This window comes from Tenacibaculum sp. Cn5-46 (genome assembly GCF_022347705.1).
Taxonomy (GTDB): Bacteria; Bacteroidota; Bacteroidia; order Flavobacteriales; family Flavobacteriaceae; genus Polaribacter; species Polaribacter aiptasiae.
The window spans coordinates 295,766-317,799 of the sequence record NZ_JAKRGD010000001.1 but is presented as its reverse complement, the minus strand read 5'-3'; the positions used below and the strand labels follow the sequence as shown (position 1 = coordinate 317,799).

Genomic DNA, 22,034 nt, shown 5'->3' with positions numbered 1-22,034 from the left:
TCTTACAAAATTAACATCGCATCTCCGTACGAGTAAAACTTGTATTTTTCTTTAATTGCTTCTTGGTAAGCTTCCATCATAAAATCATGGCCTGCAAATGCAGAAACCATCATTAATAATGTTGATTTTGGTGTATGGAAGTTTGTAATCATACAGTTTGCAATACTAAAATCATAAGGAGGAAAAATAAATTTATTAGTCCATCCTTCATATGGATTTAATTTCTTTTTAGAAGATACAGAAGACTCTATTGTTCTCATTACAGTAGTTCCAACTGCACAAACTCTTCTTTTATTTTCCATAGCATTGTTTACTATGTCTGCACTACTCTGAGGTACAATAATCTTCTCAGAATCCATTTTGTGTTTAGATAAATCTTCAACCTCTACTGGATTAAAAGTACCTAATCCTACGTGTAATGTAGTCTCAGCAAAATCAATACCTTTAATTTCTAATCTTTTCATTAAGTGTTTAGAAAAGTGTAATCCTGCAGTTGGTGCTGCAACAGCTCCTTCGTGCTTTGCAAAAATTGTTTGGTAACGATCTTCATCAGATGGTTCTACCTCACGCTTAATATATTTTGGTAATGGTGTTTCACCTAACTTAACTAACTTTTCTCTAAACTCTTCATATGGTCCATCAAACAAGAAACGTAATGTTCTTCCTCTAGATGTTGTATTATCAATAACTTCAGCTACTAAACTTTCATCATCACCAAAGAATAACTTATTTCCTATTCTAATTTTTCTAGCTGGATCAACTAATACATCCCATAAACGATTTTCAGCATTTAACTCACGTAATAAAAATACTTCAATACGAGCTCCAGTTTTTTCTTTGTTCCCGTACATACGAGCTGGAAAAACCTTTGTATTGTTTAACATCATTACATCTCCTTCATCAAAATACTCGATTAAGTCTTTGAACTGTCTGTGTTCAATCTTTTGAGTATCTCTATGTAATACCATTAAACGTGATTCATCTCTATGCTCTGAAGGGTACTCTGCCAATAATTCTTCTGGCAGGTCAAAATTAAAATTTGATAATTTCATTGATAATATTTTCTAAACGTGGGCAAATATACAATTTCGACATAGGCCTTGTCAAGTGATTCGCTGTTTATTTTACATCTTTGGTTTCAATACCTATCTCTCTCATATCATTCCAAAAGTTTCTATATGACTTTGTTACTACTTCTGCTTCTAAAATAGTTATTGGTACTTTAAATGCTAATGGAGCAAATGCCATTGCCATTCTATGATCGTTATAAGTTGCTATTGAAACATCCTCATTTATTTTTTCTGATGCTTTTAAGTGTAAACTTTCATTAGTTACCTCAATTTCTGCTCCTAAATTTGTTAACTCTTCTCTTAAGGCTTCTAATCGATCTGTTTCTTTTATTTTTAAAGTATGTAATCCTGTTAATTCACAAGCTACTCCTAACCCGAAACTTGTTACCGCTATGGTTTGAGCTATGTCTGGAGCATTTTTTAAATCTTCAACTAATACTTCTGTGTTATGCTTTCTTTCTTTGGTTAAAGTTATTGAGTTCTCTTCAAATTTAGTTGCAACACCAAAATGCTTATAAATTCTAGCTAAACAACTATCTCCTTGCAAACTATCTTGTTTATATGCTGATAACTTTACTGATGAACCTATTTCACTCAAGGCTATTAAAGAATAAAAATAAGATGCTGAACTCCAGTCTGATTCAACCGTAATATTTTTTGATTGAATATCTTTTTTAGGCTCTACACTAATAATGTTTCCTTCAAAGCTTGCTACAATTCCTATTTGGTGTAACAAAGCTAAAGTCATTTTTATATAAGGAACTGAAGTTATTTTGCCTTCTAATTGAATTTCTAATCCATTCTCTAAACTTGAAGCTATTAGCATTAAAGCTGAAATATATTGACTACTTACATTTCCGTTTATAGAGACCTTGTCTTTAGCCAACTTTTTTCCTGTAATTCTTATAGGTGGATACCCTTCCTTTTCTAAATATTGAATTTCTGCTCCTAAACTACGAAGTGCATCAACTAATATTTCTATTGGACGATTGTGCATTCTTTCCGACCCTTGCAAAATTTTCACACTCCCTTCTTGAGTTGAAAAGAAAGCTGTTAAAAATCGCATGGCAGTTCCTGCGTGTCCTATATCTGCTATTTCATTAGTAGAAGATAATGCTTCTTGTAAATGATGTGTATCATCTGAATCTGATAAATTATCTATACTAATGCTTGGAAATAACTGTTGTAAAATTAACAATCTGTTTGACTCACTTTTTGAACCTGAAATTGTTATCTCTGAAGCTATTTTTTTATTCTCTTTGGTTTTAAGATGTAAATTCATACAAATTATTTCATTTTTTTATTCACTATATACATACCATACAACACGCTAACTGTAACTTTGGTAAGCCAAAAACGAACCCATTTTTTTTCTGAAAAGTTAATTGTATTTACCTTTTCAAAATCTCCTGTAAACAACGCTTTTCCACTGTTTACCAATAATGAAAATAGGGTTACAAAAATTAAAAACGGTATACTTACCTTTAAAACGTTAATCCAAAAAATTCTCTTTTGTATGTTTTTACCGAAACTCATTTATTTTAATTTTTCATTGTTATGATGACGATCGTGATCGCGTTTTGTTTTAATATCTAACTTCTTATCAAAAGCCTCTTGTAAATTAACTCCTGTTTGATTTGCTAAACATAAAACTACAAACATTACATCTGCTAATTCTTCACCTAAATCTTTATTTTTATCGCTCTCTTTTTCACTTTGTTCGCCATAACGACGCGCAATTATTCTTGCTACTTCTCCTACCTCTTCTGTTAATTGAGCCATATTAGTTAACTCGTTAAAATAACGAACACCATGGTTTTTAATCCAATCATCAACTTGTTTTTGAGCGTCTTGTATATTCATTTGTTTTGTTTTAACTTTTTTAAAAAATCAAATATAAAATTTCTTCTTACTTATCAATTCTCCATGGCGGATTTTTTCTATTCTCTCCTGCTTTAAATAATATTAATTTGTTTCCATCTGGATCTAATAAATGTGCTTCTCTCCATAGCCATGTTTGGTCTTTAGGTAATTGTAAAAACTCTATTCCTTTATTTTGAAGCTCTTTTACTAGCTCATCTAAATTTTCATCTTCAAAATACAATACTACACCTTCTCCTTTAGGCATAGACTCTACTTGATGTATTGAAAATGTGCTATCTCCATCTGGAACTTCAAAACGAACATATCTAGGTCTTGCATCTACAATTAGATGCAAGCCTAGTTTTATATAAAACGCTGTGGATTTCTCAACATTAACTGAGGGCAGGGTTACTTGATTTAAGTTCATTTTTTTCCTTTTTAATTACACGTATTAATATTAAAAGAGCAAATACACCTATTGAAGATAATCCTGCCATAACATTCCAAGTACTGTCAAAACCATTTCTACTTATTAGCTGTAGACCTGTGTTATGAGCAAATATGTGAGATGCTGAAAAAGCAATGCTATAGTATGCCATGTATTGCCCTTGATTTCCTTTTTTTGCTCTTTCCATTACAAAAGCATTTGAAAATGGAAAAGCAATCATCTCCCCAACAGTCATTAGCAACATTCCTATAATTAAGACACCTACCCAACCTGTTAGGTTTAAAACTAAGAAGCTTAATCCTGTTAGAAGTAAACCAAAAAACATTAAAAACTCTTTCGAATATTTACTTTCTTCCAACCATTTAATTAATGGCATTTCTAGTACAAAAATTAAGAAACCATTCATTCCCATAAGTAACCCAATTTGTAATTCTGACAAATGATGTGCATCTTTATAATACAATGGCATTGTAGAAAAATATTGCAAGAATATAAAACCGAATACAAACATTGCTACAAAAAAGATCCAAAAGGCTTTATCAGAAAAAACTGAAACAGGATTTTCTACTTTTACCTCATCTACTACTTTGGATTTCTTTGGATTTAAAACATTTACCAATAATATAGTTGCTAAAATACAAGTAACTCCATCTATCCAAAATAGCCCATTATACCCTAAAGAAGTTATAATAAGACCTCCAACTGCTGGACCTGCAGAGAATCCTAAATTAATCGCCAAACGAATTAAGGTTACCGAACGTGTTTTATTTTCTGGTTTACTATAAGCACTCAACGCAACAAACATAGCTGGCCTAAAAGTATCGGCCACTAGCATTACTAGAAAGATTCCTATACCAAATCCAATAAACGTTGTTACAAATTGCAGAGCAATAAACAACACGCCTGTTAAAAACAAGCTTACTTTCATCACCTTATAAAAGCCTATTTTATCTGTTAACTTTCCTCCTAGCCAAGATCCTGCAACTGACCCTACTCCATAAATTGATAAAATCCAACCAACTTCATTAAAGTTAAAATTTAGGCTTTTGTTCAAATACAATGATAAAAAAGGAATTACCATAGTACCTGCTCTGTTTATTAAGGTTATTAAAGACAGCCACCAAACTTCGGTAGAGAGGCCTTTAAAAGTGTTCAAATAATTAAAATAAAGTTTTTTCATAGTATTGTGGTTTAGTTGTTAGTGGTTTGTTTAAAAATAAAAAGTCCGACTATGAAGTCGGACTTTTTACAATTGATATATTTTATATTTAAATAATCATAATACATAAATAGCCCGATATCTTCCGTATCTCACGGTAGACTTACACTGCTTATATGTATTAAAATTTGTCATTTTATTTATTAATTGAGCTGTAAAACTATAAAAAAAAGAAATAGGTTTTACAAAAAACATTTTAAAGTTCGTTTTTATATTCATTCTAAACTATTCATAACCAAACTTTGAACTTAACTCATTTAATTGTCTATATCTACTTTGAAGATACATTTATACCATTCGTCGATACTAAAACTCTTCTAAACCTATATTCATCTTTTCTATTTCAATGTTGTAATATCTTTGAAGTGTAAATGAAACATAAAGTAAATCTCGCCAAACAGATAGAGATCCCTAAAAAGAAACATTTATAAATAACTAGAAAAAGTAAACAACACAAAATATTAAAACCCTTATTGTATGAATATCATTTTATCAAATCGCCAAACCTACTACTATACGATTTTATAAAAACCAATTCGCTTCAACTAGCAACTTTTCCATACGGAGCTATAATTAAATTGACCAATACTTTGCCGTATTTTATTAACAGACATTTAATTTCAGCTCCGTGCATTTAATCGAAATGCTTAAAAGACACATTCAAACCATTCATCGATACTATAGTACTTTTTATCGTGCATTCAACTTTTTTACTGTAATGCTATTGTATTTTTGAAGTGTAAATGAGACATAAAGTAAATTTCGCCGAACAGATAGAGATCCCTAAAAAGAAACATTTATAGAAAATATTAAGAAAAAGAACTAATTTTATAATACTATGAAATATAGTATTACATCAACATTATTTTGTTGAATCACTACGCTTATACAGTCTACCATACTGTCATCCCAAAACCTTTCTTTTATATTGTCTTCGCTATAGCCGAAAGTATACGCAATTTCTTATATCATCAGAATATACTATTAACATGTATATTTAGCGACAATTCTAATTTCCAAAAAAATTGATTTTCACTCCATTAATACAAAGAAACCTAATTATACTTAAAAGATATATTCTTACCATTCGTCGATACTAAAACTCGTTTAATCTTAAATCAACATTTTTAATTGTAATGCTGTTGTATCTTTGAAGTGTAAATGAAACATAAAGTAAATCTCGCCGAACAGATAGAGGTCCCTAAAAAGAAACATTTATAAAAGACACTAAGAAAAAGAATAATTTAAATTAATCGTAAAACTGTTATCATATGAATATAATTTTATTATTATCGCTAAACCTACTACTTTTCAATTTTATACAAAATAGGCTTGCTTGGACTAGCGTCGTTTTCGAAAGGTGCAATCATTAAGTTTAAGAAATAAATACCATCCTTTATTTCATTAGCAACAAAAATGAACTCTGTAATTGTTGCTCCCATTCTTAGCTCTCCTTTTGTATTCCAAAACGCATTATGTGCTAACAATTTCCCTTCATCTTTTTCTTTATCTACCGAAGGTAAATCTATCAACAAATGTTCTATACCCTTTTCTTTTAAGTATTCTGCTGCCTCTTCTGCTAAATATGGTGGATTTGTATTTGAATAGCGTTTCGACTTTTTATCTAATAAATTTGGTATTGTTCTAATTACAATTGCTTCTCTTTCTTTGTTTCCTAATACTTCTTGCAATTGCTCTTTGGTAATTAACAAATCTTCATCTGCTTGTAACACTGGTTGTATAGTCACAACTTCTGCTAAATAAAAAAACTCTTTTAAGTTTTTATTTACTGAATGTACTTCTTTTGTAATATGACCAACACATTCGGTATGAGTAATATGTGCATGTGGATTAAATACTATAGTATTAAAATTAACATCAGCTCCTTGTGCAACACTTCCTACCCAGTCTCCTGATTGAACAGGTGAAATTTCTGGATCTTCTAAATACCATGCATTAATATTTTGCTTAGCTAAATCTACAGAAATAGATATATCTAATGGTTTTGAGAAATCTATTTTATATTTTCCTGTTTTGTGTTGTATTTCTGCAATCATACTTATGCTTTTAAACTATAAACAATTCGGAAGCCAATCCGTCTGCTAAAAACTTTCCTTTAGAAGTTGTTTTTAATGTATCCTCTTCTATTGTTAACAATCCTTGTTCTATAAACTTTTTCGAAGAAGCTAATAAACTTTCTCTAAAAATAGGGTTTATTTTATCTAAAGACACACCCCAAATGGTTCGTAGTCCTGTCATTAAATATTCATTAAATCTATCTTCTTCAGTTAACTCTTCTATTTCATTAGGCAAATTACCTAATTCAAGTGTTTTTATATATTTAGCATTATTAGAAATATTCCAGCTTCTATGGGTTTTATTAAATGAATGCGCTGAAGGTCCTACTCCTATATACTTTTTTCCTAACCAATAAGAAGTATTGTGTTTTGAAAAATAATCTGGTTTCCCAAAATTAGAAATTTCATAATGTACAAATCCGTTTTTAGCGGTTTCTTCCATTAAAATATCAAAATGCGCTTTAGCTTCTACCTCATCTGGTTCTGGATATTTCCCGTTCTTTACAAATGTATCCAATACTGTTTTGGGTTCTACTGTTAAAGCATAACTAGAAATATGACTAATTCCAAAATCGAAGGCTATTTGTAAATTTTCTTTCCAGCGCTCGTTTGTCATATTTGGAACTCCGTAAATTAAATCAATGGTAATATTATCAAAATAGCGAGTCGCTAGAGATAGACAGTTCTTTGCTTCCTCTGCATTATGTGCTCGATTCATACTCTTTAAATCTTCCTCAAAAAAAGATTGTACACCTATACTTAATCTATTTACTGGAGATTCTGCTAATTCTAAGATTTTCTCTTCTGATAAATCATCAGGATTCGCTTCTAACGTAATTTCTGGCTGCTCAATTACTTGATAATTCTGATATATCGTATCTAATAATAATGTTATTTCTTTGGCTGATAACAAACTTGGTGTTCCTCCTCCAAAATAGATCGTCTCTATTGTTTCATTATTCAACTCTCCTTTCCGAAGTTCCAATTCTTTTACCATACAAACAATTAGCTCTTCTTTTCTCTTTAATGATGTAGAAAAATGAAAATCGCAATAATAACACGCTTGCTTGCAAAATGGGATATGTAGGTAAATTCCTGCCAAAATTTTTCAGTTATCAGTTATCAGTTATCAGTTATCAGTTATCAGTTATCAGTTATCAGTTATCAGTTATCAGTTATCAGTTATCTAGGTTACTTATTTATTCTTGTAGTTTTTAAAATTGAGAAAAGAATTTTTGAAATTTCATCGGCTTTATCAAATAATTCATTAAAACTAACCATATCTAAATCACCACTATCTTTTAACAAGGATAGCCAATATTTTGTTTCCAAGCATTCTTTATAAGCTATTGAAATTTTGGCAGAAAAATCTGCTTTTGATATTGCTCCATTTGCTTCAACAATATTAGCTCCTACCGATGTTCCACTTCTAACAATTTGCTTTGACAATATGAACTCTTTGTTTTCTTTCGTTAATCTTTTACCTAATTTAACAATTAAAAGAGCAAAATCATACGACTTGTTTTGAAGTGGGTTATTTTCTAATTTCATAACATTATTGTTGGTAATTGTTTATTGATCACTGATCAATGTTAATTGACCTTTTTCGGATTCTGCTTAACAAAGGCTGCCCAACCAGTATAGTTTTTACCGCCTATTTTTTGTCCAGAATTATAATAATGACAAACAGCTGCTGCCAAACCATCGGTAGCATCTAAGTTTTTTGGTAGCTCTTTTAAGTTTAATAAAGACTTTAGCATCATTGCTACTTGTTCTTTACTTGAAGTTCCTTTTCCAGTAATAGCCATTTTAATTTTCTTAGGTGCATACTCTGTAACTGGAATTTGCCTTGACAATCCTGCTGCCATTGCTACTCCTTGCGCTCTACCTAGCTTTAACATAGATTGTACGTTTTTTCCAAAAAACGGAGCTTCTAAAGCTATCTCATCTGGATTATAAGTGTCTATTAGTTCAATAGTACGTTCAAAAATGAGTTTTAGTTTTAAATAATGATCGTCATATTTTTTTAAAAGTAATTCGTTCATTTGAACAAATTCCATCTTTTTACCAATCACTTTTATAATTCCAAACCCCATGATACTAGTTCCTGGGTCGATACCTAATATTATTTTTTCTGTCTTCAAAAACGCTTACTTTCTATAAATACAAAACTAATCATTTAATATCGTTTATAAACCTCAGTATTCTAATATCGATTAGTATAATTTACTTTCTCTTTTTAATTAAAAACCTCCTATGACAAGTCCTCTATATTTTGTTCTTTAAAAAACAATTCTTGTTCCTATAAATCTCCATCTTATTCCTTTTTTTTCTAACAGCTTAATATTTTATTGTTTATTTGAAAAAAGAAACAATAAAATATTATTAACCAATCTAAAATTAACTATTATGGCAACATTAACTGTAAAAGGAGTTCAAATAACTTTAAGTGCAATCGAAAATAGCAACTCAACTTATACCCTTACTGGAAAATATAGCTCTGGAAGCTTTGATTTTCAATTAGCAAATGACCCTGATAATCCTCAATATAATGGTAATGCTATTGAAATAACAATCCCTTCTTCACAAAAAAATAGTCCCATAGAATTTACTCATACTGGAGATCCTAGTGACTTATGGGTATGGGCAAGTTCAGATATAACTACCGATGTAATAGGAGACCCTACTACTCCTAGAGGTACCAAAGTAATTGTAAGCAAACCTCCTGTTGAAATTAAATAATAAAAACATTTAAAATGTTCTGTATAACTACAGAACATTTTTTACATTGTGGAAATAATTTTTTATTTCATTAAAATGAATTATAAATTACTTCTACTCTTTTCTATTTTTATTACTCAACTTGCTTTTTCTCAAAAAAAAGATAGTCTTTTATATGCAAAAGTACTTGAATATTCATCTCAGTTTAAATCTGCTACGGAATTAAAAAAAGCAGCTGTATTCTTTTCAAAAAAAGAATGGGACTCCACTTTAATCTATACCCAAAGACAGTTAAATAAAGATAATAAAAATGATAAACTTATAGAACTTTGTAATTATTTTAGAGGAGTTAGTTTTAGTAATAAAGCTGTTCATGAAGAAGCTATCAAACACCTATTATTAGTTTCTAACAACTTCAAATTTAACAACGTAAAAGAATCCTACTTAGCCTACTCAAATATTCAAGCAGAAAAATATGAAGAAGCTATTAAACATCTTATACCTCTTTCTAAACTATCTTTAAAAAAATTAAAATACATTGATAAAAACACCGTCTTAAGAAACCTTGGAATCTGTTATCTATACTTAAAACAATACGACAAATCTGAAAACTATTTTAAAAAAAGTTATCAGAACACAAAAGATACTATTCAAATAATTGAGAGTTATTCTAATATTGCAAACTTATACTACAATCTTTACAAAGATGATTTAGCCATTCCTTATTTTTTAAAAGCCTATAATTTATCTAAAAACTGTAAAGATTTCAATGTAAAAAATCTTGCAGCTATAAACATGTCTGTTGTTGAAGAAAACCGTAAAGATTTTAAAAAATCTTTAACTTATAGAAAAGAAGCTCAACAATGGAAAGACTCTCTAAATGATCAAAACAAAATTTATGCAGTAGCTCAAAAAGAAAAAGAGTTTGCTGTAAAACAAAAACAAAATGAGGTTGATATTTTACAAGTTCAAAATGAATTAAAAGAAACTCAACGTACTATCTTTTTATATGCTGCTATTGGCTTATTTATTCTTTTAGGCGTTAGTCTTTACTTCTATAGAGAAAAAGTAAAACGAAATAAGATTATTGCTAATCAAAAAGAAAACCTTGATGCCTTAAACGCTACTAAAGACAAACTTTTTTCTATTGTAAGCCACGATTTACGTTCTTCTGTTAATGCTTTAAAAACCAGTAATGGTTCTTTAGTTAAAAATTTAGACAGTAATAATTTAAGTGCACTACGTAACTTACTTCAAAAAAACAGTGCCATTGTTAATGGTGCTTACGGTCTTTTAGACAATCTTTTAAATTGGGCTTTATTACAAACCAACCAAGGTTACTTTAGTATTAGTTCACTGCGTTTATTTTTTATTACAGAACAAGTATCTTACAACTACCAACCTTTATTACTAGAAAAGGAGTTGAGTTTAGAAAACACCGTTTCTAAAAAAGATATTGTTTTTGCCGATCAGGAATCATTAAAAATTGTGTTACGTAATCTATTAGACAATGCTATTAAGTTTTCTAAACCTAACGGTAGTATTAAAATATATTCTCAAAACTCTTCTGATGATTTTTGCGATTTAATTATTGAAGACACAGGTTTAGGAATGAGTGAAGCTACACGTTTAGAGTTATTAAAAGACACAGCGCTTTTACATAAAAAAGAGCACGAAGATGTAATTGGTACTGGTTTAGGCTTGCAATTATGTAAATCGATGATTCGAAAAAACAATGGAAAATTTGATATTGAAAGTGAATTAGGAAAAGGTACTAAAATGATTGTATCTTTACCTAAAAATCCTTCGAATGAATAATGTGAATGTTTTTATTATAGAAGATACTCCTGCTGAAAGTGATCGTCTAATTCAAGTTCTTGAAGACAACAATTATACGGTTACTGGAATTGCTAGAAACTTTAAAGATGCTTTAGATCAATTTTATAAAATTGATGTTGACATTGTTATTATCGATATTTTTTTAAACGGTTCTCCTGATGGAATTACCTTTGCCGAAACCATCAATGCTGTACCTAATTCTTCTAAGCCATTTGTGTTTTTAACAAGTTCAAGAGACCGAAGTATTTTTGAAAGAGCTAAGCTAACTCAACCGTTTAGCTTTTTAATGAAACCTTTTAACGAATTAGAAGTTTTATACGCCATAGAAATGGCCGTTGAAAAGTTTTATGCACAAAACGATGTCTTTTTAAGTGATGAAGAAGATACGGTAATTAGTGAAGATCATTTATTTATTAAAAAAGGAAAATCGCTAAAAAAAGTATTAATTACTGATATTGTTTATATCGATGTTGAAGAAAAATACTGCAATATTGTTACGGAAAAAGAAAAGTTTGTTATTCTTATTTCATTAACTAAAATTCTTCAACTACTAAACAATCCTATTTTCCAAAGAACACATCGAAACTTTATAGTAAACACCAAACACATTACTGAGATTATTCCTGCTGATAATTTAATCTTACTTACTGGAAATAAGAAAGCTACCTTAAGCGAACGTTATAAAGATATAATTAAAAAGGTACGCACACTTAAGTAACTCAAACACAACACATATCAGATTACTTAAATAAAATCTTCCTACTATTTTTTTCTGTTTTTATGGAAAAAATATACTCGCTTGTGCCATTTTTTTCCGCTCACCTCTACTTCTAATCTAATTTTAGGTCAGAAATAAAGCGCTAGCACAAATTATTTCACTGTTCTTAAATACTAACAAGTGTAGAAACCCAACCGTGTTTTCGGTACATACTATAACTACTACACTTTACTATTTAACAACTAACTAAACTTAGACTAAAATGGAGCAGTCACCATTAAAAAAAACGAGGCGGAATCCGAAAAGCCTTATGAGTAGGAAAACTAATCTTATTAATTATGTCAACAACAGTAGATACAGCAGTAGAAACAATATATTTTAAAGGAACTATGGGCTTTGCTCCTAATCTTTTAGCAACTATCGTAAACTTTTCATTATTAGTACACCCAGAAAACCATACAGTTAGTGGAACAGTTACCATTAATGTAGGTACTGATAAAAAAAGCTATACTGGAAAAGTAAGTGGAACAGTATACTCAACTGGGTTGGGAGATATTGTAAGAGTATTAAGTTTAAAAGGAAGTATTCCTTCTAACAACAAATTAACTCCATTACAATTTCCTTTCGAAGCAAACATGGCTTTAAAAGCTGATTGGAATGGTGAAGGTGGATTTACTTTCCAAGGTAAACATGAGGAAAAAGTACCTGTTAATGGACATATTTTCAATTTATAATTTAAAACCTCAATAACTATGTCTAACAACGTTTTTCAACTATCGGCTTTAAGTCAGAATGATCCTGGAGCTAATGATGGCGCTAAATTATACTGCAAAATCATAGGGGTTTGTAATGGAACACTTCGCAAAGGATCATCTGCTGTAAATGAAAACATTCATTTACCAGTTCCTCCAGGACAAAATGGATCAGGACCAACACCTACATGGTTTTTAGTTCCTGAAAATGGTTTAGAAGGAAGTTTTTCTATAGAAATTTTCTGCCCTTCTGATGCTTCGTATCCTAGCAAAACAATTACAGTTTCTGAATCTGATGTAAAAAAATGGGCTTCTGTTCCTTTTGAAGAAAGAGAAAACCAAATATATCAAGAAGGTGCAAACGGGATTTTCGGTTTTGCTCAAGAAGGACCAAATGGACCTATCTATACTATAACAGCTGGTGTATTAAACCCAAGATTACACGGTAACGAAGCCACTGTATAATTTCAAAGTAAGCTCTATGTTACTTTAATAGAGCTTACTTCTTATAACTAACCAAACCTCTACTACCATGAGTATATTAACCATAAAATTTAACAAAGGAATAGATGTTGCTGAAAAAGACATCTATATTGGTTTTGTTTCTGGAAGCACTGACAACTTATTTAACGTCAGTTATAAAGCCGGAGAATTAGAACCTTTAGAAATCGACATCAAACCAGTAAACACAGCTAGTGGCGAAGGAAACTGGTATCCTTATGAAGAATTAAAAAACGGAGTACAAGTAAAAAATTTTAGTGGACGAATTTATGTTTGTTACGGACAAGCATGGAAAGTTGTAAGTCCATATTACGAACCTGCTCAAAATGTTACTGATCCTAATTTCTTCTTACGATATGACAAAATGGAACTTACTTTTAATGGAGCTGCTACAGATGTTGCCGATTTAACTAGTATCGACTATTGGAGTATTCCTATGAAATTAGAAACTTCTTTGGATGGATTAATTCCAGAACAGATTGATTACGGTTTAAAACAAGGAATTTCTTCAAATCAAGTATATGAAGCTTTAAAAGAATTAACTAATACTCCTAAATCTGGATTAGCAAATGCAAAACCTGCTTTGGTACCAGGAAATTTTAAGCAGCATAAGAATCAGCATGGGTCTGGATTTGCTAGAATTATTGGACCTTCTTCATATCCACCTATTGGTGGAGTACCAATTACTCCATACCATTTATTTGAATCGTATTTAACCTATTTAAACAACAACTTTGGAACTTCTGCAAAAGCGGATGCAGTATCTATTAGTGGATTAGGTAATGGGGTTATTGCTAAAATTAGTGGACATTTTAATGGTGTTGGACCACACGTTCCACCTACAGGACCACAAAGCGCTCAAGATTATGATTTAACAGCAACTATTGATGCTAGCTTAGATATTACATTAACTGGAACTGTTGGAGGAAACAATGTTACCATGTTTTATAAAAAAGAAGATTTGATTAATCCTAATGGGATCTATGGAGCTAATGCCATGTTTTCTTTAAATAAAGCAGCGAAACAAAGTCCTGCAAACGATGTATACGGATGGATTACTGGCGATTTATTAGCTGGTTTTAATATTGGAGCTATTGGTTCTACAACTTCTTTTGGTAGAACTCAAGCTGGAGCGATGAAAAGTAGCGACTGGTTTAGTAAAATACCAAATACAGAACTATTTGGAAATCTACAGAATAATGATGCTTACTACAACCAGTATGCAGCAACGTTGCAGCCACTATCACAAGCATACAATTTTGCTTATTCAGATCGTTTTTCTGCAGTACAGGTATCACTAAACCCTGCAAAAATAAACACACTTGAAGTATCATTCTTTGATATTGATACATCAGCTAAAAAAACAACTCAACAACAATTAAAACATATTGAAAATGTCTAATAATACAGTTACATCACCGATTAAAGGAGTCCGTAGAATGGGAGGACTTGAAATATCATACAGCATAGATACCACAACTAATATCATTACAACTTCATTGAATTTTGATGGATTGAATTTAGGAGAAGGAAAAATGACTCCTGAAAATCCTAATCAGGCAATATGGAAAAATACTGGATTGCAAGAATTTAGTGGAGAACTTTCTGCAAACTACCAAAATTCTACATTAGAATGTCTTTTTGAAATTACCGAGTATGGTGAAGTTGTTTATAAAAACAACGAAACTGTTGTTCAGTGGTAACTATTTATAAACCTAATATAAATTTAATCTTATGAAAACTTTAGACACAAAAGAAGTCTCTGTTGATTATGAAGTAATCGTATCAGAGCCAAAAACAACAGAAGAATTTATTGAATTTTTAAGAAGCCAAGGCTTTAAAGGAAATGTAGGTGTAAACCCTAATTATCCTCAAAAAGTTTGGTTAGGACCAAACCCTAATATCAAATAGATTATTGTTAAAAAAACATATGCGCTTCTTTTAATTCAGAAGCGCATAATTTAGTTACTAGAACTATTATTTTACTTCAACAGAAGTAAACTGAAATGTACTTCCGTTAAATAATCCTTTGTCTGATAATTTTAATGCTGGTATTACCAATAGTGCCATAAAAGACAAGGTCATATATGGAGCTCTTAAAGAACTTCCCATTTCCTTAGCCATACGATCTAACTCTGCATATGCTTTTCCTATTTCTTCAGCAGGTTTATCACTCATAATTCCTGCTACTGGTAAAGCAACTACTTTTTCTTCTGAATTAGAAACAGCACAAATTCCACCTTTATTTTCAATTAAAAGGTTTACAGCTTTACAAATGGCTTCATCAGAAACTCCTACTGCAATAATATTATGAGAATCATGTCCTACCGAACTTGCTATTGCCCCCTCCTTTAATCCGAAGTTTTTAATAAACGCTATCGATGGTTCTGCATTTTTATAACGGTTTACTACCGTCATTTTTAACACATCATTTTCAGTATTAGAAACTAAATTCCCTTCTTCTATTAAAGAATCTACTTCTATTTCATTAGTTACTAATTCTCCATCTAAAGCTTCAATTACTCTAATTTTATCAGAAGCAGAATGAAACTCAAAATCGGCAACTTGTTTTTTATCCGTATCAAAGTTATTTAACACTTCAAAGTCAACATGCTTTACAAACGACTCTCCTTTGTCTGCTACTAACTCACCGTTAATGTAAGTTTGTAATACTTTAAAATTCTTTAGGTTTTCGGTTACAATAAAATCGGCATCATCTCCTTCTTGTAATAATCCTACATCTAAATTATAATGCTTTACTGGATTTACACAAGCTGCTTGTAACACTTTAAAAACGTCTATTCCTTTAGCTATAGCTCTTTCACATAACTCATTTAAATGTCCTACTAATAAATCATCTGGATGTTTATCATCAGAACAAAACATCATATTCTCATAATGCTCAGGTAATAAATCAATAAGAGCTTCAAAGTTTTTAGCAGCACTTCCTTCTCTAATAATTACTTTCATACCTTTTTGAAGTTTTTCTAATGCTTCTTCATAAGTAAAACACTCGTGATCAGTATAAATTCCAGCTGCAATATACTTATCTAAATCTTCTCCTCGTACTCCAGGAGCATGCCCATCTACTGGTTTGTTATAATGTTTTGCCCAAGCTATTTTCTTTAATACTTCCTCGTCCTGATAAATAACTCCTGGATAATTCATCATTTCTGCTAAATATTTGATATCTGGATTTTCCATCATCTTCTTAATATCATCAGAATCGATAACGGCTCCCGCACTTTCAAAAGAAGTCGCTGGCACACAAGAAGGCGCTCCAAAATTAAATTTCAACGGAACTTTCTTTCCGTTTTCAATCATAAAATCAACTCCTTTCACCCCTAAAACATTTGCTATTTCATGAGGATCAGAAACAGTAGCTACTGTTCCATGAACTACAGCAATTTTTGCAAATTCTGACGGTACCAACATTGAGCTTTCAATATGAATATGAGCATCTACAAAACCAGGGAGTATATAATTTTCTACAGTATGATTAGCTTCTCTTATTGCTTTTATCTTACCATTTTCAACTTCTATTTCTCCTTTATAGATTCTTTTATTCAGTATATCAACTATATTTCCTTGTACTATCATTATTTATTTTTTAGGATTACAAAAATAGGTAGTATTTCTGCATAAAAAAAGCATCCTTTTCGGATGCTTTCTTATCTATTTATTTTTCAACATTTGGTGGTCCACCTGCTAAAATTTCTTCATTTGCATATTCTTCAAATTTCTTAAAGTTTTCTTTGAACGAATCTGCTAATTTATGTGCTGTTTTATAGTACTCTTCATCATTATTCCAAGCTTGACGCTGACTTAATAATTCTGATGGTACTCCAGGACATTGTCTTGGTTGCGCTAATCCAAATACAGAGTGAATGTGGTAGTTCTCGTGAGTAATTTCTTGAGGTAATCCACCATTTAATGCTGCATTGATCATAGCACGAGTGTACTTTAATTTCATTCTATCACCAACTCCGTAAGGTCCAGCAAACCATCCTGTGTTTACTAACCAAACGTTTACACCAGTTTCTTTCATTTTTTCGCTTAACATTTCTGCATAACGAGTTGGGTGTAATGGCATAAATGGCGCTCCAAAACATGCTGAGAAACTTGGTTGTGGTTCTGTAACTCCAGCTTCAGTTCCTGCCACTTTTGCAGTATATCCAGAAATGAAGTGATAAGCCGCCTGACCTGGTGTTAATCTTGATATTGGAGGCAATACTCCAAATGCATCAGCAGTTAAAAAGAATATGTTTTTTGGATTCTTTCCTATTGATGGCTTTTGAATATTATCAATATGGTAAATTGGATAACTTACACGTGTATTTTGTGTAATTGAAGTATCGTGAAAATCTACATTTCCATCTTTATCCATAACTATATTTTCAAGAATAGCTCCTTTCTTTATAGCTGCATAAATTTCTGGTTCTTTTTCTTGAGATAAGTCAATTACTTTAGCGTAACACCCTCCTTCGAAGTTAAATACTGTATTCTCAGAAGTCCAACCATGCTCATCATCACCAATTAAACTACGATTTGGATCTGTAGATAAAGTTGTTTTTCCTGTTCCTGATAATCCAAAGAAAATAGCTGTATCTCCTTCTTTACCAACATTCGCAGAACAGTGCATTGGTAATGTATTCTTAAATACTGGTAATATAAAGTTTAATGCAGAGAAAATTCCTTTTTTAATTTCTCCTGTATATCCAGTTCCACCTATTAAAGCAATCTTCTTTTCAAAGTTTAAGATTGCAAAATTGTGTTGACGTGTTCCATCTACTTCTGGATCAGCCATAAAACCTGGTGCATTAATTACAGTCCATTCTGGAGAAAAACCTTTTAATTCTTCAGCAGTTGGGCGTAAAAACATGTTGTAAGCAAACATGTTACTCCATGGATACTCGTTTACTACTCTAATATTTAGTTTGTAATCTTCATCAGCACATGCATAACTATCACGTACAAAAACTTCTTTATTAGAAAGGTAATCAGTTACTTTCTCGTATAATTTATCAAATTTATCTGAGTCGAATGGTATGTTGATGTCTCCCCACCATATTTCGTCTTTTGTTATATCGTCTTTAACAATAAAACGGTCCATAGGAGAACGTCCTGTAAATTCACCTGTTTTAACAGCTAATGCTCCAAAACTAGTTTTCTCTCCCTGTCCTTTTTCAATGGTTGTATCATGTAACTCGTCTGAAGTCAATTGATAACGAATCGTTGCTCCCTTAATTCCTAAGTTATCTAACGATATCGTTTTCGTATCAAGATTTGTCATCTTAGAATAATTTAGTTGTGTTTAATTTTAGACAAAAATAGTTCTTTTTGATTAAACTCATTAATCATTAAAAAATTTTATGAACTATTCTTTTTTAATAACTTTTTTGACAAACTGAAAAGTCATCAAAACCCAGGCTACTATTAGTAAAACTCCTCCTAAAGGTGTTATAAACCAAATTGTTTTGGCTGGAACATTTAACAAGTGAATTGCATAAATTGATCCTGAAAACAATAAAATTCCACCTATTAAAAATCTACTAATTGCACTTTTTTGTTTCAAATTAAACTCTTTGTAGCTGTTTACAAATAATAATACAAGCACATGAATAAACTGATATCTCACTGCTGTTTCAAAACTTTGCATTGCTTCTGGACTTAATTTAGCTTTTAATGCGTGTGCTCCAAAGGCTCCTAAAATTACTGCCAGTACTCCTAAGACAGATGCTATTGTTAAATTTTTATACATTTTATCGATTTTTGTTTAATTTTAAACTTTTTTAGCGATATTGTCGCCACAAATTTTAGACCACTAAAGTACACCATAAATGAGAAAAATATTAATTATTGGAGCTGGTAGATCTAGCTCATCCCTTATAAAATATTTACTAGATAAATCGACACAAGAAAATTTACACATTACCATTGGTGATGTTTCTATTGAAAGTGCTCAAGAAAAAACAAACAATCATAAAAACGCTACAGCTATTAGTTTAGATGTTTTTAATGCTGAGCAACGTATTGAAGCAATTCAAAATGCTGACATCGTTATTTCTATGCTTCCAGCTCGTTTCCATATTGAAGTAGCTAAAGATTGTGTTACTTACAATAAACACATGGTAACTGCATCTTATGTTTCTGATGAAATGCAAGCTTTAGATGAAGCTGTTAAGGAAAAAGGATTAGTTTTTATGAATGAAATTGGATTAGATCCTGGTATTGATCATATGAGTGCAATGCAAATTATTGATCGTATTAGAGATAATGGTTCAAAAATGTTATTATTTGAATCTTTCTGTGGAGGTTTGGTTGCTCCTGAAAGTGATGATAATTTATGGAACTATAAGTTTACTTGGAACCCTAGAAACGTAGTTTTAGCTGGACAAGGTGGATCGGCTATGTTTATTCAAGAAGGAACTTATAAATACATTCCTTATCATAAATTATTTAGAAGGACAGAGTTTTTAACAGTGAATGGTAGCGGAAAATTTGAAGCTTATGCCAACAGAGATTCTTTAAAATACAGAAGCATTTATGGTTTAGATGATATTCCAACCATGTATAGAGGAACTATTAGAAAAGTTGGTTTTTCTAGAGCTTGGAATGTTTTTGTACAATTAGGAATGACTGATGATTCTTACACTATTGAAAATTCTGAAAACTTAACTTATAGAGATTTTACTAATTTATTCTTAGCCTATTCTCCTTCTGATTCTGTTGAATTAAAATTCCGCTCATACTTGAAAATCGACCAAGATGATATTATGTGGGATAAATTTTTAGAGTTAGACATTTTTAATGCTGATAAAAAAGTAGGACTGAAAAATGCGACTCCTGCACAAATTTTACAAAAAATATTATCAGATAAGTGGACATTACAAGATGACGATAAAGACATGATTGTAATGCAACATATTTTTGGTTATCAGTACAAAGAAGAAAAATTACAAATTGAAAGTAGTATGATTATTAAAGGTGATGATCAAACTTACACAGCAATGGCAAAAACTGTTGGTTTACCTGTTGCTATGGCTGCTTTAAAAATATTAAATGGAGAAATTAAAACTCCTGGAGTGCAAATTCCTATCACTAAAGAAGTATACGAACCTATTTTAAAAGAGTTGGAAGAATACGGAATAACTTTTGTTGAAAAAGAAGTTCCTTATTTAGGTTATAATCCTGAAAGTTTAAGAGGATAAATTAAGTTTAAATAAATTATAATGATAAAACATATTGAATTTCCATCAAAAAATGAATACCCTTCATATGCAGAAATGTATATGAAATTGGTAAAAAAAGATGGAAGTTTAATACAACAGTTAAAATCTAGTTTAGAAACTACCAAAGCTATCATTCATAATTTATCAGAAGAACAGCTTAATTACAGGTATCAAAAAAATAAATGGTCTATTAAAGAAGTTTTGGTTCATATAATTGATGACGAGAGAATTTATGGATATAGAGCACTTGCTTTTGCTAGAAATGACCAAACATGTCTTCCTGGTTTTGAACAAGATGATTACAATCTTTTTTCCGATACTTCTGAAAGGACTATTGAAAACATCATGGCTGAATATGAGGCTTTGAGATTATCTACAATTACTCTTTTTAATGGGTTTTCTAATAATTCTTTAAAGCGCATAGGCACTGCAAATGGTAACCAAACTAGTGTTAGAGCTTTAGGTTATCATATTTTGGGACATGAACTACACCATGTAAAAATTATAAAAGAGTTCTATTTAAAAAGCTAAACAATTACATACAACTCTTATAAATTCAACAAAGGCATCAGTATATTGATGCCTTTATTTTTATTCTTAATTCTCCCTAAACCACTTGTTCATTAAAAAATGGTTAACATCATAATTTAGAAATAAGTTCTTTCTTGATTCTTAATTAGAATCTATTAGCTTTGCCGGATCATAAAACATTTATTAAAAACAAATTACACACATCCTAACACAATGAGAAAAATAATACTTTTTAAAGCAACCTTATTGCTTTTCATTTTTCAAACAAGCATTCTTTTAGCTCAGCAAAAATTAAGCACACCTTATGGTAATAATAAAGAAGTAGGTAAACATGTAAATGTAAACGGTACTAAAATATATTATGAAGAATATGGAAAAGGGGAACCATTATTAGTTATTCATAGCTGTGGTACTGACATCAGTGCTATGGAATATCAAATCGATTATTTTAAAGATAAATTTCGAGTTATTGCTGTTGATAGTAGGGGTCAGGGAAAATCTAAATTAAAAACAAAAAAATTAACCTATGATTTAATGGCAGAAGATTTAGAAGCTCTTGTAAATCATTTGAAATTAAAAACTATTAACATTCTTGGATGGAGCGATGGTGGAATTATTGCTTTAAAAATGGGAATTAACAATAAGGTAAATATCAATAAAATAATTGCCATGGGAGCTAACCTAAGACCTGATACTACTGCTATTAATTTTTGGGCGCGTAAACAAGTAGTAGAAATGCATTCCAACACCATCAAAATGATTAAAAAAGGGGATACTTCTAAAGACTGGGAAAGAGAATTACAGTTAGACAAACTTTTATTAAATCAACCTAACATAAGTCATGCAGAATTGGCTAAAATTAAAGCTGCTGTTTTAATCATGATTGGTGATAGAGATATTATTAAAAATGAGCACGCTGTTGAAATATATAATAATATTCCTAAAGCACAACTTTGTATAATGCCAGGAATAAATCATGGTGCTCCTCGTAATCAATCTAAAATATTCAATAATATAGCTGATACTTTTTATTCAAACACTTACGATTATACTAAATAAAAA

At 30.7% G+C, this 22,034-nt stretch carries 24 protein-coding genes; 11 read left to right on the top strand and 13 right to left on the bottom strand.

Annotation, left to right across the window (positions count from 1 at the left end):
- Positions 1-2 precede the first annotated feature (2 nt).
- From queA to ruvC, 10 genes are all read right to left on the bottom strand, one after another.
- Positions 3-1,052 (bottom strand): tRNA preQ1(34) S-adenosylmethionine ribosyltransferase-isomerase QueA, encoded by a 1,050-nt coding sequence (queA, locus tag MHN29_RS01410; protein WP_150900102.1) that lies wholly within the window; start codon positions 1,050-1,052, stop codon positions 3-5.
- 67 nt (positions 1,053-1,119) lie between these two features.
- Complete coding sequence (locus tag MHN29_RS01405) at positions 1,120-2,352, bottom strand: 3-phosphoshikimate 1-carboxyvinyltransferase (protein ID WP_235273390.1); 1,233 nt, start codon at positions 2,350-2,352, stop codon at positions 1,120-1,122.
- Positions 2,353-2,357: 5 nt separating this feature from the next.
- On the bottom strand, positions 2,358-2,606 hold the full coding sequence (locus tag MHN29_RS01400; protein WP_235273391.1) for a hypothetical protein: 249 nt from the start codon (positions 2,604-2,606) through the stop codon (positions 2,358-2,360).
- The gene (locus MHN29_RS01395; RefSeq protein WP_086031186.1) at positions 2,607-2,933 is read right to left on the bottom strand and encodes a nucleotide pyrophosphohydrolase; all 327 of its coding nucleotides are present in this window, start codon (positions 2,931-2,933) and stop codon (positions 2,607-2,609) included.
- 46 nt (positions 2,934-2,979) lie between these two features.
- Positions 2,980-3,360, bottom strand: coding sequence for a VOC family protein (locus MHN29_RS01390; protein WP_235273392.1), 381 nt, complete (start codon positions 3,358-3,360; stop codon positions 2,980-2,982).
- Positions 3,326-4,561, bottom strand: coding sequence for an MFS transporter (locus MHN29_RS01385; protein ID WP_235273393.1), 1,236 nt, complete (start codon positions 4,559-4,561; stop codon positions 3,326-3,328). The genes MHN29_RS01390 and MHN29_RS01385 overlap by 35 nt, the downstream gene beginning before the upstream one ends.
- Before the next feature lie 1,343 nt (positions 4,562-5,904).
- Positions 5,905-6,657 (bottom strand): cyclase family protein, encoded by a 753-nt coding sequence (locus MHN29_RS01380; protein ID WP_235273394.1) that lies wholly within the window; start codon positions 6,655-6,657, stop codon positions 5,905-5,907.
- Positions 6,658-6,667: 10 nt separating this feature from the next.
- The gene (hemW, locus tag MHN29_RS01375; protein WP_235273395.1) at positions 6,668-7,780 is read right to left on the bottom strand and encodes a radical SAM family heme chaperone HemW; all 1,113 of its coding nucleotides are present in this window, start codon (positions 7,778-7,780) and stop codon (positions 6,668-6,670) included.
- 89 nt (positions 7,781-7,869) lie between these two features.
- Complete coding sequence (locus MHN29_RS01370) at positions 7,870-8,229, bottom strand: four helix bundle protein (protein ID WP_235273397.1); 360 nt, start codon at positions 8,227-8,229, stop codon at positions 7,870-7,872.
- Between the two features lie 41 nt (positions 8,230-8,270).
- Complete coding sequence (gene ruvC / locus MHN29_RS01365; protein ID WP_235273398.1) at positions 8,271-8,822, bottom strand: crossover junction endodeoxyribonuclease RuvC; 552 nt, start codon at positions 8,820-8,822, stop codon at positions 8,271-8,273.
- A 265-nt stretch (positions 8,823-9,087) separates the two neighbouring features.
- Between ruvC and MHN29_RS01360 the strand changes: the two genes are divergently transcribed.
- The 8 genes from MHN29_RS01360 to MHN29_RS01325 all read left to right on the top strand — a co-directional run bounded on the left by MHN29_RS01360 (position 9,088) and on the right by MHN29_RS01325 (position 15,120).
- Positions 9,088-9,420, top strand: a complete 333-nt coding sequence (locus MHN29_RS01360; RefSeq protein WP_235273399.1) for a hypothetical protein — start codon at positions 9,088-9,090, stop codon at positions 9,418-9,420.
- Positions 9,421-9,495: 75 nt separating this feature from the next.
- Complete coding sequence (locus tag MHN29_RS01355) at positions 9,496-11,217, top strand: tetratricopeptide repeat-containing sensor histidine kinase (protein ID WP_235273400.1); 1,722 nt, start codon at positions 9,496-9,498, stop codon at positions 11,215-11,217.
- Entirely contained in the window at positions 11,210-11,956 is a 747-nt protein-coding gene (locus MHN29_RS01350) for a LytTR family DNA-binding domain-containing protein (RefSeq protein WP_150900092.1), read from the top strand. Before MHN29_RS01355 ends, MHN29_RS01350 begins: the two co-directional genes overlap by 8 nt.
- Positions 11,957-12,294: 338 nt before the next feature.
- On the top strand, positions 12,295-12,690 hold the full coding sequence (locus MHN29_RS01345; protein ID WP_235273401.1) for a DUF1842 domain-containing protein: 396 nt from the start codon (positions 12,295-12,297) through the stop codon (positions 12,688-12,690).
- Positions 12,691-12,708: 18 nt separating this feature from the next.
- Positions 12,709-13,173, top strand: a complete 465-nt coding sequence (locus MHN29_RS01340; protein WP_235273402.1) for a hypothetical protein — start codon at positions 12,709-12,711, stop codon at positions 13,171-13,173.
- A 67-nt stretch (positions 13,174-13,240) separates the two neighbouring features.
- Positions 13,241-14,611, top strand: coding sequence for a beta-1,3-glucanase family protein (locus tag MHN29_RS01335; protein ID WP_235273403.1), 1,371 nt, complete (start codon positions 13,241-13,243; stop codon positions 14,609-14,611).
- Positions 14,604-14,912 carry a hypothetical protein gene (locus MHN29_RS01330; RefSeq protein ID WP_235273405.1) on the top strand — a complete coding sequence of 103 codons (309 nt, stop codon included), beginning with the start codon at positions 14,604-14,606 and terminating at the stop codon, positions 14,910-14,912. Before MHN29_RS01335 ends, MHN29_RS01330 begins: the two co-directional genes overlap by 8 nt.
- A 31-nt stretch (positions 14,913-14,943) precedes the next feature.
- Complete coding sequence (locus MHN29_RS01325; protein WP_235273407.1) at positions 14,944-15,120, top strand: hypothetical protein; 177 nt, start codon at positions 14,944-14,946, stop codon at positions 15,118-15,120.
- A gap of 66 nt (positions 15,121-15,186) precedes the next feature.
- Here MHN29_RS01325 and ade read toward each other — a convergent pair whose 3' ends face one another.
- The 3 genes from ade to MHN29_RS01310 all read right to left on the bottom strand — a co-directional run bounded on the left by ade (position 15,187) and on the right by MHN29_RS01310 (position 18,970).
- The gene (ade, locus tag MHN29_RS01320; RefSeq protein ID WP_235273408.1) at positions 15,187-16,809 is read right to left on the bottom strand and encodes an adenine deaminase; all 1,623 of its coding nucleotides are present in this window, start codon (positions 16,807-16,809) and stop codon (positions 15,187-15,189) included.
- Positions 16,810-16,888: 79 nt separating this feature from the next.
- Complete coding sequence (pckA, locus tag MHN29_RS01315; protein WP_235273409.1) at positions 16,889-18,502, bottom strand: phosphoenolpyruvate carboxykinase (ATP); 1,614 nt, start codon at positions 18,500-18,502, stop codon at positions 16,889-16,891.
- An 84-nt stretch (positions 18,503-18,586) separates the two neighbouring features.
- Positions 18,587-18,970, bottom strand: a complete 384-nt coding sequence (locus MHN29_RS01310; RefSeq protein WP_235273410.1) for a DUF423 domain-containing protein — start codon at positions 18,968-18,970, stop codon at positions 18,587-18,589.
- 79 nt (positions 18,971-19,049) lie between these two features.
- Here MHN29_RS01310 and MHN29_RS01305 point away from each other — a divergent pair, with 79 nt between their 5' ends.
- From MHN29_RS01305 to MHN29_RS01295, 3 genes are all read left to right on the top strand, one after another.
- Entirely contained in the window at positions 19,050-20,420 is a 1,371-nt protein-coding gene (locus tag MHN29_RS01305) for a saccharopine dehydrogenase family protein (RefSeq protein ID WP_235273411.1), read from the top strand.
- A gap of 21 nt (positions 20,421-20,441) precedes the next feature.
- Positions 20,442-20,972, top strand: coding sequence for a DinB family protein (locus MHN29_RS01300; protein ID WP_235273412.1), 531 nt, complete (start codon positions 20,442-20,444; stop codon positions 20,970-20,972).
- 213 nt (positions 20,973-21,185) lie between these two features.
- Positions 21,186-22,031 carry an alpha/beta fold hydrolase gene (locus MHN29_RS01295; protein ID WP_235273414.1) on the top strand — a complete coding sequence of 282 codons (846 nt, stop codon included), beginning with the start codon at positions 21,186-21,188 and terminating at the stop codon, positions 22,029-22,031.
- The last annotated feature ends 3 nt before the right edge of the window (positions 22,032-22,034 follow it).

Coding starts and splice junctions, on each gene's coding strand:
- ade (WP_235273408.1), bottom strand. CDS start 16,809: ATGATAGTACAAGGAAATATAGTTGATATACTGAATAAAAGAATCTAT.
- MHN29_RS01370 (WP_235273397.1), bottom strand. CDS start 8,229: ATGAAATTAGAAAATAACCCACTTCAAAACAAGTCGTATGATTTTGCT.
- queA (WP_150900102.1), bottom strand. CDS start 1,052: ATGAAATTATCAAATTTTAATTTTGACCTGCCAGAAGAATTATTGGCA.
- MHN29_RS01305 (WP_235273411.1), top strand. CDS start 19,050: ATGAGAAAAATATTAATTATTGGAGCTGGTAGATCTAGCTCATCCCTT.
- MHN29_RS01310 (WP_235273410.1), bottom strand. CDS start 18,970: ATGTATAAAAATTTAACAATAGCATCTGTCTTAGGAGTACTGGCAGTA.
- MHN29_RS01395 (WP_086031186.1), bottom strand. CDS start 2,933: ATGAATATACAAGACGCTCAAAAACAAGTTGATGATTGGATTAAAAAC.
- MHN29_RS01300 (WP_235273412.1), top strand. CDS start 20,442: ATGATAAAACATATTGAATTTCCATCAAAAAATGAATACCCTTCATAT.
- MHN29_RS01385 (WP_235273393.1), bottom strand. CDS start 4,561: ATGAAAAAACTTTATTTTAATTATTTGAACACTTTTAAAGGCCTCTCT.
- MHN29_RS01405 (WP_235273390.1), bottom strand. CDS start 2,352: ATGAATTTACATCTTAAAACCAAAGAGAATAAAAAAATAGCTTCAGAG.
- MHN29_RS01400 (WP_235273391.1), bottom strand. CDS start 2,606: ATGAGTTTCGGTAAAAACATACAAAAGAGAATTTTTTGGATTAACGTT.
- MHN29_RS01390 (WP_235273392.1), bottom strand. CDS start 3,360: ATGAACTTAAATCAAGTAACCCTGCCCTCAGTTAATGTTGAGAAATCC.
- MHN29_RS01360 (WP_235273399.1), top strand. CDS start 9,088: ATGGCAACATTAACTGTAAAAGGAGTTCAAATAACTTTAAGTGCAATC.
- MHN29_RS01380 (WP_235273394.1), bottom strand. CDS start 6,657: ATGATTGCAGAAATACAACACAAAACAGGAAAATATAAAATAGATTTC.
- MHN29_RS01335 (WP_235273403.1), top strand. CDS start 13,241: ATGAGTATATTAACCATAAAATTTAACAAAGGAATAGATGTTGCTGAA.
- MHN29_RS01325 (WP_235273407.1), top strand. CDS start 14,944: ATGAAAACTTTAGACACAAAAGAAGTCTCTGTTGATTATGAAGTAATC.
- MHN29_RS01355 (WP_235273400.1), top strand. CDS start 9,496: ATGAATTATAAATTACTTCTACTCTTTTCTATTTTTATTACTCAACTT.
- pckA (WP_235273409.1), bottom strand. CDS start 18,502: ATGACAAATCTTGATACGAAAACGATATCGTTAGATAACTTAGGAATT.
- MHN29_RS01340 (WP_235273402.1), top strand. CDS start 12,709: ATGTCTAACAACGTTTTTCAACTATCGGCTTTAAGTCAGAATGATCCT.
- MHN29_RS01350 (WP_150900092.1), top strand. CDS start 11,210: ATGAATAATGTGAATGTTTTTATTATAGAAGATACTCCTGCTGAAAGT.
- MHN29_RS01295 (WP_235273414.1), top strand. CDS start 21,186: ATGAGAAAAATAATACTTTTTAAAGCAACCTTATTGCTTTTCATTTTT.
- MHN29_RS01330 (WP_235273405.1), top strand. CDS start 14,604: ATGTCTAATAATACAGTTACATCACCGATTAAAGGAGTCCGTAGAATG.
- MHN29_RS01345 (WP_235273401.1), top strand. CDS start 12,295: ATGTCAACAACAGTAGATACAGCAGTAGAAACAATATATTTTAAAGGA.